We start from the raw sequence: 14,671 nt of genomic DNA on the forward strand, positions 1-14,671 counted from the left end.
ACCTGGAGAATTCCATGAACGCTACGGCACCCGTTGCACTGTCGGTCAAGAACATTCACAAATCGTTCGGCGACCACCACGTGCTCAAAGGCATTTCGCTCGACGCTCATCAAGGCGACGTGATCTCGATTCTCGGCGCGAGCGGCTCGGGCAAAAGCACCTTCTTGCGCTGCCTGAATCTGCTGGAGACACCCGACGACGGTTCCGTCGCGCTCGCCGGAGAAGAACTGAAAATGAAGCGCCGCGGCGACGGCAAGCTGCAACCTAGCGACCGCCGCCAGGTGGACCGCGTGCGCTCGCAACTCGGCATGGTGTTCCAGAACTTCAATCTCTGGTCGCATATGACGGTGCTCGAAAACCTGATCGAAGGGCCGATGCGCGTGCAAAAGCGCAGCCGCGCCGAGTCGGTGGAAGAAGCCGAGGCGCTGCTCGCGAAAGTCGGTCTCGCGGAAAAGCGCGGCCATTATCCGGCGCATCTGTCGGGCGGTCAGCAGCAGCGTGTGGCGATTGCGCGCGCGCTTGCCATGCATCCCAAAGTGATGCTGTTCGACGAACCCACGTCGGCGCTCGATCCCGAACTCGTTGGCGAAGTACTGCGCGTGATGCGCTCGCTTGCCGAAGAAGGGCGCACGATGCTGGTCGTCACGCACGAAATGGGTTTTGCGCGGCACGTGTCTAACCGAGTGATGTTCCTGCATCAGGGACAAGTGGAAGCCGACGGCACGCCTGACGAAGTATTCGTCGAATGCAAGTCGGAACGCTTCCGTCAATTCGTGTCGAGTCATCAGGACCGCACGACCAACTAATCCGTATCGCCACGCACTCTACCGAGCAGAGCAACATCATGGCCGTGATCCGTTCCGATCGTCCTCTCGACTGGGCCCAGGTGGCGGCGGTCGCCGCCGGGGAGCCGCTCGAACTTTCCGCCGACGCCCGCGCGCGCATTGCGGCGGCAAATGTACTGGTGCAACAGATCGTCGAGCGCGGCATTCGTGCGTACGGCGTCAACACGGGCGTCGGTGCGTTGTGCGACGTGATCGTGTCGCCCACCGAACAGCGCACGCTGTCGCGCAACATTCTGATGAGTCACGCAGTCGGTGTCGGCACGCCGCTCGGTGTCGCCGAGACGCGCGCGATCATGGCCGCCGCCGTCAACAATTTCGCGCATGGGCACTCGGGCATCCGTATCGAGGTCGCCGATCAACTCGTGGCCTTGCTCAACGCCGACTGCTTGCCTGAAGTGCCGGCGTTCGGCTCGGTCGGTTATCTGAGCCATATGGCGCATATCGCGCTGGTGTGCATCGGCGAAGGTCATGTGCGATATCGCGGCGAGCGTATGAAGGGCCGCGACGCGTTGCACATGCTCGGCCGCGAGCCGCTCGTGCTGGAAGCGAAGGAAGGCCTCAGCCTGATCAACGGTACGCCTTGCGTGACCGGGCTTGCCGCATTGGCGCTTGCACGCGCGGTGCGTCTGCTCGATTGGACCGATGTCGTCGCCGCAATGAGCTTCGAGAATCTGCGCGGCCAACTGGCAGCATTCGATGAAGACTCGCTCGCGCTGCGCATTTCGCCGGGGCTGAACCTGGTAGGCGAGCGCATGCGCACCGCGCTTGCCGACAGCGGCATTCTCGCGGCCGTGGTCGGCCAGCGCACGCAAGATCCGCTCAGCATGCGCACCATTCCGCACGTGCACGGCGCGGCGCGCGACGTGCTTGCCGCGACCGCCGACGTGGTGGATCGCGAACTGGCGTCGATCACCGACAACCCGATTGTCGCGGGCACGCCGGAAGATCCGCGCGTTTATTCGCAGGCGCATGCGGTGGGCGCATCCATTGCGCTCGCGATGGACAGCCTCGCCACCGCCATCGCGCAGGTCGCCGCAATGGCCGAACGGCGGCTCGATCGTCTCGTGAATCCGCTGGTGAGCGGCTTGCCCGCGTTTCTGGCCGAGCCTGGTGGCACCTGCTCGGGCTTCATGATCGCGCAGTACACGGCGGCCTCGCTGGTTGCGCAGAACCGGCGGCTCGCGCTGCCAGCGAGTCTCGACGGCGGCATCACGTCGGGTTTACAGGAAGACCATTTGTGCCACGCCACGCCTGCCGCATTGAAGGCGCTGGAAATCATCGACAACGCGGGGCGCATCGTCGCGATAGAGCTATTGGCCGCGGCGCAGGCCTACGACCTTCAAGCCACCGACGCCCCACCGGCCCCGCATACGCAGGCGTTGTGGCAGCGCGTGCGGCAGATCGTGCCGACGTATCGCGACGACCGTCCGCTCGCTGACGACATGAGCGTGGCGTTCCGGATGATCGCTGGCGAGGCGCCGCCGCCGTTGCCAGGTCCTGACAAGCTGAGGCAGCGCAATTTCAGTGTCGTTGCGGACGCGTCTATCGGGAAACTCGCAGCGGCCAGTAACTTGCCCGCCGCCGCAAATAGTGTGAGCGATAGCGCGGGCGTGATGAACGTAGCGGGCCATGTCGCCATTGCAGGCGGCGCGCCGGTTGTCGCTCACGCGGCCTGACACAGACATATCCGGTGAGCGGGCTTACCCGCCGGCGAACCGACCGAGGTGTCCCCAAGGGACTTACTGCGGGCGTAAAAGCGGTACAACGGATGCGATCCGCAACCCACCCACGAGGTCGGAGTGAACACAACTACAAATGAGCAAAAGCGCGCACAACAAAGCGCGGAGACAGTTGCACAAGCCGGTGCACAAGAGGGTGCACGAGAGGGTGCACATGCGGGTGCACAAGCAGGTGCACATGCGGCCCCGCAAATAAGCGCGGCAAATGGCGGCAACGCGGACCGCGCCGTGTGCAAGGAGACGCCCGCGAAAGCAATGCCCGCCTATGAACAGATCAAGCGCTATGTGATCCGGCGTATCAGCGAAGGCGACTGGAAGCCGGGCGGGTTGATCCCGTCCGAAACTGAACTGGTAAAGGAGTTCGGCGTCGCGCGCATGACGGTCTCGCGCGCATTGCGCGAATTGACCACTGAGCGCGTGCTGACCCGTGTGCAGGGGTCCGGTACGTTCGTCGCGCCGCAGCGCTACGAATCGACGGTGTTGGAAATCCGCAATATCGCCGATGAAATCACCGCTCGTGGTCATCGTCATTCGGCCCGCGTGTTGACGCTCGAACCGAGCGACGACCCGCAGGCGCTCGAAGCGCTCGGCCTGTCGAATGGCCCGGCGTTCCACTCGTGCATCGTGCACAGCGAAGAGGGCGAGCCGATCCAGTACGAGGATCGCTACGTGAATCCGAAGGTGTTTCCGGAGTATCTGCAGCAGGACTTCACCATCGAGACGCCGAATCATTACATGGTGCGCCTCGCACCGATTCAACGCGCGGAGTTTCGCATCTACGCGCAGAAGCCGGACGCGTATGTGCGCCGTCATCTGTCAATGGAGATCGGCGAGCCGTGCTTGCAACTATGGCGTCGTACGTGGGTCGGCGAAGACGTGGCGACGTCCGTGCAGTTGTGGCATCCGGCCTCGCGCTTTCATCTGGCGGGCAATGTGTGACGGGTCAGCACGGCGCCGGCCCGGCACGAAACCAGGTTGTGAAGCGTGGCGCGTCAGCCTTGCCGTTGCGACATATCCGGCGAGAAGCGGCAGCCGAGCCGGTACCGCGAGCCGGGATGTACGAACCGCGCGAACGTCACCGCAACACCGCTCGTCCAGGTACGACGCACGAGCGTGAGACAAGGTTCTTCCGCGCGAATTTCGAGTAGTCCGGCTTCGGCCTGAGTCGGTAAGCCCGCGTCGACAATGTGTTCGACGTCGTGCGCAGGCACCGTTTCGAACAGATACTCCGACGGCCTGATCGCCGAAAAATCCTGCTGCAAAAAATCCGGCGCAATGGCCGGATTCACGTAGCGATCCTCCAGTTGCACCGGCAAGCCGTTCTCACGGTGCACGCAAACAACATGAAAAACCGAAGCGGCCGGCGCGAGCCCTAACGCATTCGATACGACGACAGATGCAGTCTCGCGCTGCAAGAGCACGGTACGGTAGCTGTATTCGTGTCCGCGTGAGCGAATCTCGTCGCCGATATGCGCGATCATCAGGAGCGTGGATTGCGGTCTTGCTTGCGCGACGAATGTGCCGACGCCCGACACACGCGTAACCAACCCTTCGTGCGCCAGCTCGCGCAGCGCGCGATTGACGGTCATGCGCGAAACCCCGAGCGTCGCAACGAGGTCCAGTTCGGAGGGCAGACGCTCGCCGGCCTGACGCGCGCCCGATTCGATGATGCCAAGAATATGCTGCTTGACCTGCTCGTAGCGTGCAGCCGGCGCCTCACCTGCAGCGCTCGTACCCGCAGCCGCGTCGCGCGTGCTTCGAACCGCGGCGGCTGGCGGCTTGCCGTGGGCTTTGTGGCTCTTGCCGCGAAGCATGGAGGACATCGGCAGCCCCTGGTTACTGTCCGCGCAATGCGGTCGGGGCAGGGCGCGCGTTCATAGCGGCTCTGCGTCGTCTGGGCCGCGCGCCCAGAAAGCGTTGCGGTCGAAGTAGTTCTGCAGGAACTGCCGCAAGCGCGGCTGTCCGGCGTCATGGAAAACTTCGCGCGGTTGGCCCTGAACAGCAATGCGCCCCTGGTCGATGAACATGACTTTGTCCGCGACCTGCGCGGCAAAGCCCATTTCGTGAGTGACGACGGCCATCGTCATGCCGTCGCGCGCGAGTTGCTTGATCACTTGCAGCACCTCGCCGACGAGTTCGGGATCGAGCGCCGAAGTGGGTTCGTCGAACAGCATGATGTGCGGCTCCATGGCGAGCGCTCGCGCAATCGCCACGCGCTGCTGCTGGCCGCCCGAAAGTTTCGCCGGGTAAGCATCGCCCTTATTTGAGAGGCCCACTGTTTCCAGCATCGCGTTTGCGCGGCGGCGCGCGTCGGCGTGCGGCAGATGCCGCACGCGCAGCAGCGCTTCCATGACGTTGCCGAGCGCGGTCATGTGCGGCCATAGATTGAATTGCTGGAATACCATGCCGACGTTACGCCGCACGCGATTGATTTCGCCCTGCGTCGCGCGCACGCGCTTGCCGTTGCGCTCGCTGTAGCCGAGCAGTTCGCCTTCGATGCGCACGTCGCCGTGATCGTACGTTTCGAGCGCAGCGAGGCAGCGCAACAGTGTGCTCTTGCCCGATCCGGAAGGCCCGATGATGCATACCACCTCGGAGCGGGCAATCTCCAGATCGACGCCGCGCAGCACTTCGACTTCGCCGAAGCGTTTACGAAGATCGCGCACCTGGATCAGCGGCGATCCATGTCGGGCGTGAACGGCGGACGCGGAGGAGGGCATGTCGGCGATAGCGTTCATGAAGTGATCCGATTCCTTTTATGCCATGAAACGCGCGATGCGGGTTTCGGCCCACATGCCCGCGCGCGACGTCAGTTCGACGAGCGCGAGATAGCACACGCACAGCATGAGCAGCGTTTCCACGAAAGCGAAGCTTGCCGAGCCGATGCCGGTCAGCACGAACGTCAACTCGGGGACCGTGACGATGGACAGCACAGCCGTCTCCTTGCTCAACACGATGATGAGGTTGGTGAGCGCGGGCACGATCAACACCAGCATTTGCGGCATCTGGATGCGCCACACGGCCTGTGTGCGCGTCAGGCCGAGACACGACGCCGCTTCGAGATGGCCGGGCGGCACAGTTTGAAACCCGGAGCGAAACGCTTCGGCGAAATACGCACTGCCATAGAGGCCGAGACCGAGCACGCCGGCTGTCATCGGTTCGAGCGTGAGGCCGAACGACGGGCCGCCGTAGTAGAGCAGAAACAATTGCACGAGAAATGGCGTGCCGCGAAAGAGCTCGATATAAAAGCGCAACAGGCCGCGTACCCAGCGTCCGCAAAAGAGCTGCAGCACCGCGATCAGAAAGCCGATCACCATGCCGATCACGACTCCCGCGGCCCAGGTGCCGAGCGTGGTGGCGAGGCCCGCTGCGATCGGCTGAAGATTGTGCGTGATGACGGTGGGATCGAACTGTTGCATAGCAAAGGCTCCGGGCCGATCAGGCGTGCTTCAGACGGAACTCGGCGGCATGCGCGATCAGCGCAAGCGCACCGCAAATCACGAAGTAGATAAGCCCGGCGGCAAGATATGCCTCGAGCGGCCTGTAAGTACTCGCGGCGATGTTCTGCGCGGTGCGGGTCAACTCTGCGACACCGACAACCGAAATCAGCGACGAAGCCTTGATCAGCAGCACCATTTCATTGACGAGCGACGGTAGCGTCAGGCGAAACGCCTGAGGCACGAGAATGCGCCGGAGCGTGTCGAACGGCGAGAGGCCGAGCATGCGTGCAGCTTCTATATGACCCGGCGGAATGCTGAGAAAACCGCCGCGCAGAATTTCGGCAATGTAGGAGGCCGAGCACAGCGACACCGCGCTGATCGCGGCGACGAGCGGCGATACGTTGATGCCTGCGAACGGCAGCAGGTAATACACCAGCAGCAATTGCACGAGCATCGGCACGCCGCGAAAGAAAAACACATACGCACCGCCGAATCTGCGCGCGGCGCGATTCGGCGACAGGCGCGCTGCGCACACGCCGACCGCGACGAAAAAGCCGATGAAAAGGCCCGTCAGCGAAACGCCGATGGTGGCAAGCGCCGCGTGCAGCAGGAGCGGCATGCCCTGAACGAAGACGGTCGTGCTGAACATGGGCGTCGACCTCGCCAATGTGCGTTAGGTACGCATCAAACAGGCACTAGCGTGCGCTGAGTATGCGTGCAATGTGCTTCTGGAACGAACTCAATAGTTCGGCGCGGGCATGGTCGTCGGGGCGTCCATTGCAACGCCGAACCACTTCTTCTGCAAAGTCGCGAGCCGTCCGTCGTTGTGCATTTTCACGAGCGCCGCATTGAACGCGTCTGCGAGCGGCTTGCTGTCGGCGTCTTTGCGTAGGCAGTACGCAAAGTACACTTTCGCGCCGAACGGCGGCTGCACCACAGCAAAGGTTTCAGGACGCTGTTTGGCGACGTAGGCGATGTTGGTCATTGAATTCGCCACCGCGGCAATGCGGCCGGCGGCGAGGTCGGCATACGCCTGATTGTTGTCGACGTATTCGCGGATTTCAGGCGGCTTCGGCAACGTGGCGACATATGCCTTCAGCTGATCGAGTTGAGCCGAACCCTTGCCGGCGCCCACGGTCTTGCCCGCGATGTCCGACGATTGCTTGAGCGCGGTGTCGTTCGCGCGCTTGAGGAGCGCGTCGGTGGCGTCTGCAACCGGCAGCGTGTATGTGTAGCGTTCCATGCGCGCCTTGGTGACGGTGAGCGGGCCGCCTACCATATCGAACTTGCCCGCTTCGAGGCCGGGCAGCACGCTCGGCCACGGCAAGTCGATAAAGCGCACCTTCACGCCGAGTTCCTTGCCGACCTCGGCGAACAGATCCTTGTTGAAACCGGCCTGTTGACCGTTTTCGAGGAAGTCGAAAGGTGCGAACTGCATCTCGGTGCCAACTACGAGTTCACCGGCCTTCTTCACTTTGGCGAGCTGGTCTTCCGCATGAGCGGCGACACTTGCGGCGCACAATGCCAGCATGACCAAACGACACTTCCAGCCTGAAAGGATGCTCATGAGATTCTCCGGTTGGCAAAGCGAGGACCGCACAGAGCGGCTCGGCGCAAGTCATGCGAGGCAGTATATACCGCAGTATTCGCGCGAAATAAATAAACCCGCCAGTAGAGAAAAGCCCTTATAGGAAGAGCCGCGCGTTCACTTGCGAGCACGCTTTTGGCGGTATATACCACTGCAATAGCCTGGCGACCCGCCGGTCCGGCCGGTCCTCTTACGGAGCAACGCGATGCCTGTGACCCGTATTCCACTCATTGACTTTGCCGGCGTGCGCGCGGGCGACCCGCATGCGTTGCAGCGCGTGGCGCGCGAAATTAGTGAAGCTTGCACGACCATCGGGTTCTTCTACATCGTCAATCACGGCGTGCCGCAAGCGACAATCGACGCGGCGGCACAGGCGGCGCGCACGTTCTTCGCTTTCCCAACCGACATCAAACGGCGCGCGGCGGTCAACCATCGGCATCGCGGTTTCAATGCGCTTGGCGACGCGACCATGTACCAGGCAAAACGGCCCGATTACAAAGAGTTCTTCAGCATCGGACTCGAACTGCCCGAAGACGACCCGGATGTGCTCTCGGGACAGGCGCTACGCGGACCGAACAACTGGCCGGAGTTCATGCCCGAGCTGCGTCCCGCGTTGTACGGCTACTACGAGGCGGTGGGCGCATGCGGCGCCGATCTGCTGCGCGCGGTGGCGGTCAGTCTTGGCGTCGACGAACATTTTTTCGCACCGCGTTATACGAAGCGAATGCAGCGCACGCAGATGGTCTACTATCCGCCGCAGCCGCCTCAGTCGGACGAGGATCAATTCGGTGTCGCGCCGCATACCGATTACGGCTGCATCACACTGTTGTGGCAGGACCAGGTGGGTGGCTTGCAGGTGCGCGAAATCGCCAACGATACGTGGATCGATGCGCCGCCTGTGGAGGGCAGCTTCGTCGTCAACGTCGGCGATCTGCTTGCGCGCTGGACCGACGACCGGTTTCGCTCGACGCTTCATCGCGTGATCAATGCGTCCGGGCGTGAGCGTTATTCGATCGCGACGTTCTACGATCCGACCTACGGCGCAATCGTCGATCCGCGCGATCTGGGCGCGAGCGCGGACCATCCGAAGTATCAGCCGGTGGCCGCGGGCGACTATATCCTCGGGCGCATCAACGATTCGATGGGCTATCGGAAAAAGCACGCTGCTCAAACGACATAAGCAAACAGGTAACCGAAGGAACACTTGCATGACCGACAACAGCAACGCGAACCCGCCGCTCAGCACGGCCGCCCTCACTGCTCCGCTTGCCACAACGCTCGACGCACTGCGTGCCGCGCTCGGCGATGATGCGGTGCGCGTGGGCGACGAGATCGGCGAGCGCGCGCTGACCGACTGGACGCGTCACGCTCCGACCCGGCCTGCCGCATTGCTGCTGCCGCGCAGCACCGAGGACGTCGCACGTGCGCTCGCCATTTGCCATGCCGCCTGTCAGCCAGTGGTGCCGCAGGGCGGTATGACTGGCCTCGCCGGCGGAGCGATTGCGCGCGCCAACGACATCGCGTTGTCGCTGGAACGCTTGACCGGCATCGAGGAAATCGACGCGGCTTCGGCCACGCTGACCGTACGCGCCGGTACTACCTTGCAAACCGCACAGGAAGCGGCGGCGCAAGCGGGCTTTGAGCTCGCGCTCGACCTCGGCGCGCGCGGCTCATGCCAGATCGGCGGCAATCTCGCGACGAATGCAGGCGGCAATCGCGTGATCCAGTCGGGGACCGCGCGCGACCAGGTGCTGGGTCTCGAAGTCGTGCTCGCCAATGGCGACGTGCTGACCTCGCTTGGCAAGATGGTCAAGAACAACACCGGCTATGACCTCAAGCACTGGTTCATCGGCTCCGAAGGCACGCTCGGCATCATCACGCGCGCGGTGCTGCGGCTTCATCCGCAGCGCGCCGCGCGTCACACGGCGCTCGTCGCACTCGACGGCTATGATGCGGCCGTCAATCTGCTTCGGCGTCTGTCGACGCGTTTCGGCAACGACATCGGCGCATTCGAAATCATGTGGCCGGACTTCTACGAATTCGGCGTCAAGCTGACGGGCGCCCGTTCGCCGTTCAACGGATCGCATCCGCTCTACGCGCTGATCGAACACGCGAGCTTCGATGCAAGCGACAACGGCGAGCGCTTTTCCGCCGCGCTTACCGACGCGCTCGAGCAAGGCGCGATCCGCGATGCGGTGATAGCGCAATCCGTGGCAGACGCGCGTGCGCTATGGGCAATTCGCGAATGCACCGCCGAATTTCCGGTGCGGCTCGACGCGATCAATTTCGACGTGAGCCTGCCGATCAGCGTGATCGGCGACTTTGTAGAACGCTGCCGCGCGGCCCTGAACGAACGGTGGCCCGGCAACGAGTCCTATTTCTTCGGGCATATCGGCGATTCGAATTTGCATGTCACCGTCGACGGCCATTCGATCCCGGGCGTCGATCATCACGCCGTGTACGCGTTCGTTTATGAAATGCTCGGGCCGCTGCATGGCTCCGTGTCGGCTGAACATGGAATCGGTTTGCTCAAGCGCGAGTTTCTGCCCATCTCGCGCTCGCCTGCCGAACTCGCGGCCATGGCAGCAATCAAGCATGCGCTCGACCCTCACGGCATTCTCAATCCAGGCAAGCTGTTCTGAAATGCGGCGTTAGTGCGCGTTCAGATAGCGCGCAATAGTCGGATAGACATCGACTGCCGCGTTCTTGCCAAAGATGCAGTCGATGTGTCCGTAACCCGGGATCAGATACCGCTCATAAGGCTGCTCGGGAAACGCATCAATGAGCATTTCGTAGGTGAGCGCGGTGCTTTGCGGCACATATGTTTCGTTGCAGTCACCGTGAATGAAGCCGATCGGAATCCGCATGCCTTCCAGCCCTTTCATGCCGCGCGCGCCTTTCAGATAAACGTCGTCACCGTCGGCGTTGACGACGTTGCCCGCGCGCACCATGGCGGCGAGATGCTTGAACACGCCGACGTCATGCACGCCGAGCAGTTCCTGCAAATTCGAATGAAGTGTCTCGCTCACCTGCGCGTGTTCGTACAGCAGGCCGTACATGAAAGTCGCGCGATGACAGATCGGGTTGCCGCAGCCCTCGTCGTGATCGACCGGGTAGAGCCGCAGTGCTTCGTCGAACAGATTGTGCGGCCACCTTTCGTCCTTTGTGTAGGCGGTGAGGTCGGTCACGCCGAGGTGCTGCATGATGTCGGGAATATGCAGGCCGGCCTTGATCCTGCCGAGCCGGCCGGGCACCGGATGCGCGGCCACCTGCGATATCACCGCCGAGCGCACGCCTTCGAGTCCCGCCATCAGCGACATGCTCAACGCGAGCCCGCCCATGCAGTGGCCTAACGCCTGGATATCCGCTGCGCCCGTCACTTCGCGAATCTTTGCAACGGCTGCGGGAATGTCTTCGAGCGCGACCTTATCGACGTTCGTCGGCACGAGCACGCTCGGCATTTCGATGCTTACGCGAAGATCCACGAGCCACACGTCGTAGCCCGCGGCACACAGATATTCGACGAGGTTGGTGCCGACCAGATCCGTCGAGAAGATGCGGCTCGACACGCCCGAGCCGTGAATCAGCAACACAGGGCGCGCGTTCTTGCGCGCTGGATCGACGTAGCGCGTGAGCCGCAGGTGCGTGCCGTCCGGCGTGTCGAAAAAGAACACCTGTGGCGCCGGCGCACGAAGGGCACGCTTCAGGCGTGGTGCCCCGTTCGGGTCGTAGTACTGCAAAGGCGCAGCAACACCGCCATATTCGCTGAACAGCACGCCAGCGAAGAATTTGCCGAACTTCAACGTCCATTCGAGACGCGTTATCAGATCGGGCGCATTGGTGACTTCGAGCGTGCGTTGCTGTTTCAGGAAGTTTTCCGGCGTGATGACCAGCTTCGCGCTGCCGACAGGCGGCGCGTCGATCGACGGCGCGTCGCGAACCTGTGCATACAGCGTGTTCGTCTGCTCCCACAACTCGAGCGGCGACGTACGTGTAATGATCTTTTGCCCGCTCAGATACCAGGTCTTGCCTTCTGCCGAATTGAGCGTCATTCGATAGTTCATGTTGCGCTCGTCAACGTCGTCCGGGTCGGCCACGAAGAGATTGAAGGTGCCCTCGGTGATCGTCATTGGCTGCGCGGACAGAGCAGGGCAGGTCAGCGTGCCGGCGGTTCTCGCCATATGATCGGGATTGCCAAGCATATCGGCGAGGTCGTCGGATTCGACAGTAAGCGTGAACGCCATGGGGCTTGCGGCGGCCTCGTTCGCGCCAGTCGGCGTGTAGTGGCCGACCATGGTTTCGGTGAAACGCAGTCCGATCTTCTGAGCGGGTGGCGTGCTGGCGGTGCCTTTCGAATCGTAGTCGATCGTCCAGCCGCGCGATGCCGCCAGCAGCGCGCAATTGCGCTCGGCGAGCGCGGAGATCGTCCAAAGCGGATTCACGCCGAGCGACAGGGGCATGACCGCGCCGTCCATCACGTAGAGGCCCTCGTGTACGTCGGTGCCGGTCTTGCCGCTAAAAACGCGGCCCAGATGATCGACCACCCCATGTTCCGCGTCCTCGCCCATCGGGCAGCCGCCAAGCGGATGCACGGTCACGGTCCGATTGCCGAAAATGTCGTTCGAAATCGGATCTCGCAGGTATTTGCCGCCGAGCGGAACCGTCGCTTTCTTTAGCGTGTCCTCGACGGTTGCGAAAATGGGCTGCTTGCCCGCGTTTTCCCATGCGATGCGCGGCCGTCCCTTTTCATTCACGCTGATCTGGCCGCTTTCGTCGTCGTGCGCCATCACGAGGTAGCTTTGCGTGTGATTGAGCGCGCCGCGATAGGGTCCGTGCAGCAGCCCTTCGACGAACCGTGCGTCGTAAGCAAGCTGCTGTTCTATCGTACGCGGCCCCGAAACGTCCACGCCCGAGAGCGGTGCAGCGGCGCCTAGCATGCCGACGAGCGCCGCGCCGATCGGCCCGGCGAGCGAACCTTCCTCGATCACGAAGCCGTCTTTGACGTCCGCGGTATTGCGATGATCGATCAGGCCAGTAATAGTCGGGCCGACCGGAGGTATGTCGCGATCGACATGCGCGCCCCAGCCGACGCCGTTGATCACGTCGTCGGTGTTGTACGCGAAGGCGAGCACGTCGCCGTTGCCGGTGAAGCGCTGGCCGAGCATGCCGGATACGGTCAAGCCCTCGTTGCGCGAACGCAGGAGCAACGCGCTCGAGCCGATTGTTCCCGCCGACACGATCACGATGTCGGCGGTGACGAACAGGTCCGGCGCATCGTAGCTCTCGCGGCCGAGGCGCACGAGCTGGTAGGCGACTTGCCACTTCTGCGTGTCTGCATTGCGCACGACCGAATGCACCGCGGCTCCCGTGAAAATCTGCGCGCCGTGCGCGACGGCATCGGGCAGATAGTTCATGTGCGTGGAATTCTTGGCGTCGTAGTTGCAGCCCGAATTGCAGTCGCCGCAACCGATGCACGCTTTCTGCGGGACGCCGGCCGCGTTGGTGCGGTCCTCGAAGGTAACGGTCACGGGCGGCGTGCTGAAGCGGTCTGCCATGCCGAGCGCCTCGGCGGATTTTGCGAGCGCAACCAGTTTCGGCAATTTGCGGAAGCGCGCCGGGACGGGCGACGGTTCGAGCATGTCCCACGCACGCAGATAACCTTTGTCGCGTCCGGCCTGATCGGCGCGCAACGCGGCGGGCCAGCGCGGGTCGTCCCACAGGCGCGGATCGGCCTTCAACGCGACATTGGCGTTGATCAGCGAAGTACCGCCGAGGCCGCAGCCGACCACGGCGTTGACGTCGTCGTTCACATGCACTTCGAGCAGCGCGAGCGGCGAGCCGATTTGCGCGAGCGCCGTGTTGTATTGCACCTGCTCGGCGCCCTGGAACGGCGTGCGCGGGAATTCACCGGCCATGAATTCGCGCCCGCGTTCGAGCACGCACACGCTGCGACCTGCGCGCGCCATGCGGCTTGCGGCAATGGCGCCGCCGTAACCCGAACCGATCACGACGACTTCGTAGTGCGATTTCATCGCCGTCATGGCGCTCGATAAGCGGTTCATACTGGACCACCTCGTCAGGAATCGATGCTGGGAAACGGATCCGGGCTGCGCAACGAAGACGGCGCGCTCTCGCGGTTTTTTTATCGTAGGCGGTGCGGGATGACAAAAAAAGGCGCATCGAAGCGATGCGCTACGCGGTGTTGATGCCGCCCCCGGTTTTTGCCTTCCGCGTGGCGCTGATGCATTTGCGCTGTTACGCGGCTACTTCATTCATTTCGCTATCGTTCGATTCTGCCGCAAGCAGGTTGAGCGCAAGCAGAATGGCGCCGCGATTGTCGAGGTCTATTTCGATGCCCAGCACGTCCGTGAGCCAGCGGCCGATCTTCGTGTTGGAAAAATCGTCGGCGGTGGCCGTCTTTTTCATGGTGACGCCGAGTTTGACGGCGCGATAGTGATACGAGGGCACACGATGCTGGGCCGCAACCGCAGACAATCCGCCTTTGCCTTCCGAGCACCAGCCAAGGCTGCCGGCCAGCACGATGCGCTCGGGCTCGTCGAGGCTTTCGATAAATGCGCGAGCTGCGAGCCGCACCCTTTGCTCGTTGAGACCATACTGCAGCAGCACGCTTTGCACGGGGTCTTCCAATGCCTGGGCGTGCAGATCGATTTCCTGCGCCATGCCGTCGGTTTCCATCGACACGTTGCGTTGATGGCCGGCGCTGCGCAGGCAGTCGATCAGATAGCGGCGGAAGTACGCGCACAATGCGTAGCCGTTGGACGGCGCGCTGTCCGCGCAGGCATGCGTTTCCGTGTGGCCGGGCGCGAGGCGCAGCACCTTGGAATAAATGAACTGCGCGACCAGTTCTTCCTTGTCTTCGCCGAGCGCCTGCAATTCCAGCGGGTGATACGTGCGCAGGGCCCGCTTGACCAGTTCGACCATCGACACCATCTCGTCGGCGGACAGCTGGGTACGGCGGCGCCATAGATCGGGCAGGATCGCATCGTCGAGATTGCGGACGAACTCGTGGCTCGGAACTGCGCCCATGAAAGCCTCCAT

At 62.8% G+C, this 14,671-nt stretch carries 12 protein-coding genes; 5 read left to right on the forward strand and 7 right to left on the reverse strand.

Going from position 1 to position 14,671, the window contains the following annotated elements; all coding sequences use genetic code 11:
* Positions 1–14 precede the first annotated feature (14 nt).
* The 3 genes from J2W46_RS26715 to hutC (J2W46_RS26725) all read left to right on the forward strand — a co-directional run bounded on the left by J2W46_RS26715 (position 15) and on the right by hutC (J2W46_RS26725) (position 3,523).
* The gene (locus J2W46_RS26715) at positions 15–806 is read left to right on the forward strand and encodes an ABC transporter ATP-binding protein (RefSeq protein WP_020070309.1); all 792 of its coding nucleotides are present in this window, start codon (positions 15–17) and stop codon (positions 804–806) included.
* Between the two features lie 38 nt (positions 807–844).
* On the forward strand, positions 845–2,521 hold the full coding sequence (locus J2W46_RS26720; protein WP_310357725.1) for an HAL/PAL/TAL family ammonia-lyase: 1,677 nt from the start codon (positions 845–847) through the stop codon (positions 2,519–2,521).
* A 318-nt stretch (positions 2,522–2,839) separates the two neighbouring features.
* Positions 2,840–3,523: a histidine utilization repressor gene (hutC, locus tag J2W46_RS26725; RefSeq protein WP_020070311.1), complete on the forward strand. Its 684-nt coding sequence runs from the start codon at positions 2,840–2,842 to the stop codon at positions 3,521–3,523.
* Between the two features lie 53 nt (positions 3,524–3,576).
* Here the strand turns inward: hutC (J2W46_RS26725) and hutC (J2W46_RS26730) are convergent, their stop codons facing one another.
* The 5 genes from hutC (J2W46_RS26730) to J2W46_RS26750 form a co-directional block, all read right to left on the reverse strand.
* Entirely contained in the window at positions 3,577–4,407 is an 831-nt protein-coding gene (gene hutC / locus J2W46_RS26730) for a histidine utilization repressor (RefSeq protein ID WP_310071537.1), read from the reverse strand.
* A gap of 51 nt (positions 4,408–4,458) precedes the next feature.
* Positions 4,459–5,322 carry an amino acid ABC transporter ATP-binding protein gene (locus tag J2W46_RS26735; protein WP_310357727.1) on the reverse strand — a complete coding sequence of 288 codons (864 nt, stop codon included), beginning with the start codon at positions 5,320–5,322 and terminating at the stop codon, positions 4,459–4,461.
* 18 nt (positions 5,323–5,340) lie between these two features.
* A complete protein-coding gene (locus tag J2W46_RS26740; RefSeq protein WP_310357730.1) occupies positions 5,341–6,003 on the reverse strand; it encodes an amino acid ABC transporter permease in 663 nt (220 codons plus the stop codon).
* A gap of 19 nt (positions 6,004–6,022) precedes the next feature.
* A complete protein-coding gene (locus tag J2W46_RS26745; protein WP_020070315.1) occupies positions 6,023–6,673 on the reverse strand; it encodes an amino acid ABC transporter permease in 651 nt (216 codons plus the stop codon).
* Between the two features lie 90 nt (positions 6,674–6,763).
* Positions 6,764–7,591: a transporter substrate-binding domain-containing protein gene (locus J2W46_RS26750; RefSeq protein ID WP_027780241.1), complete on the reverse strand. Its 828-nt coding sequence runs from the start codon at positions 7,589–7,591 to the stop codon at positions 6,764–6,766.
* A 226-nt stretch (positions 7,592–7,817) separates the two neighbouring features.
* On the opposite strand from J2W46_RS26750, the gene J2W46_RS26755 reads away from it, so the two are divergent.
* Together J2W46_RS26755 and J2W46_RS26760 are read left to right on the forward strand one after the other, a co-directional pair.
* The gene (locus J2W46_RS26755) at positions 7,818–8,792 is read left to right on the forward strand and encodes an isopenicillin N synthase family dioxygenase (protein WP_310357736.1); all 975 of its coding nucleotides are present in this window, start codon (positions 7,818–7,820) and stop codon (positions 8,790–8,792) included.
* Between the two features lie 28 nt (positions 8,793–8,820).
* Positions 8,821–10,254, forward strand: a complete 1,434-nt coding sequence (locus J2W46_RS26760; RefSeq protein WP_310357737.1) for an FAD-binding oxidoreductase — start codon at positions 8,821–8,823, stop codon at positions 10,252–10,254.
* A 9-nt stretch (positions 10,255–10,263) separates the two neighbouring features.
* Here J2W46_RS26760 and J2W46_RS26765 read toward each other — a convergent pair whose 3' ends face one another.
* Positions 10,264–13,674 carry an alpha/beta fold hydrolase gene (locus J2W46_RS26765; RefSeq protein WP_310357740.1) on the reverse strand — a complete coding sequence of 1,137 codons (3,411 nt, stop codon included), beginning with the start codon at positions 13,672–13,674 and terminating at the stop codon, positions 10,264–10,266.
* Between the two features lie 193 nt (positions 13,675–13,867).
* The gene (locus J2W46_RS26770; protein ID WP_310357742.1) at positions 13,868–14,659 is read right to left on the reverse strand and encodes a hypothetical protein; all 792 of its coding nucleotides are present in this window, start codon (positions 14,657–14,659) and stop codon (positions 13,868–13,870) included.
* Between the last annotated feature and the right edge of the window lie 12 nt (positions 14,660–14,671).

Origin of the sequence: Paraburkholderia strydomiana (assembly GCF_031456815.1) — a bacterium.
GTDB lineage: Bacteria > Pseudomonadota > Gammaproteobacteria > Burkholderiales > Burkholderiaceae > Paraburkholderia > Paraburkholderia caledonica.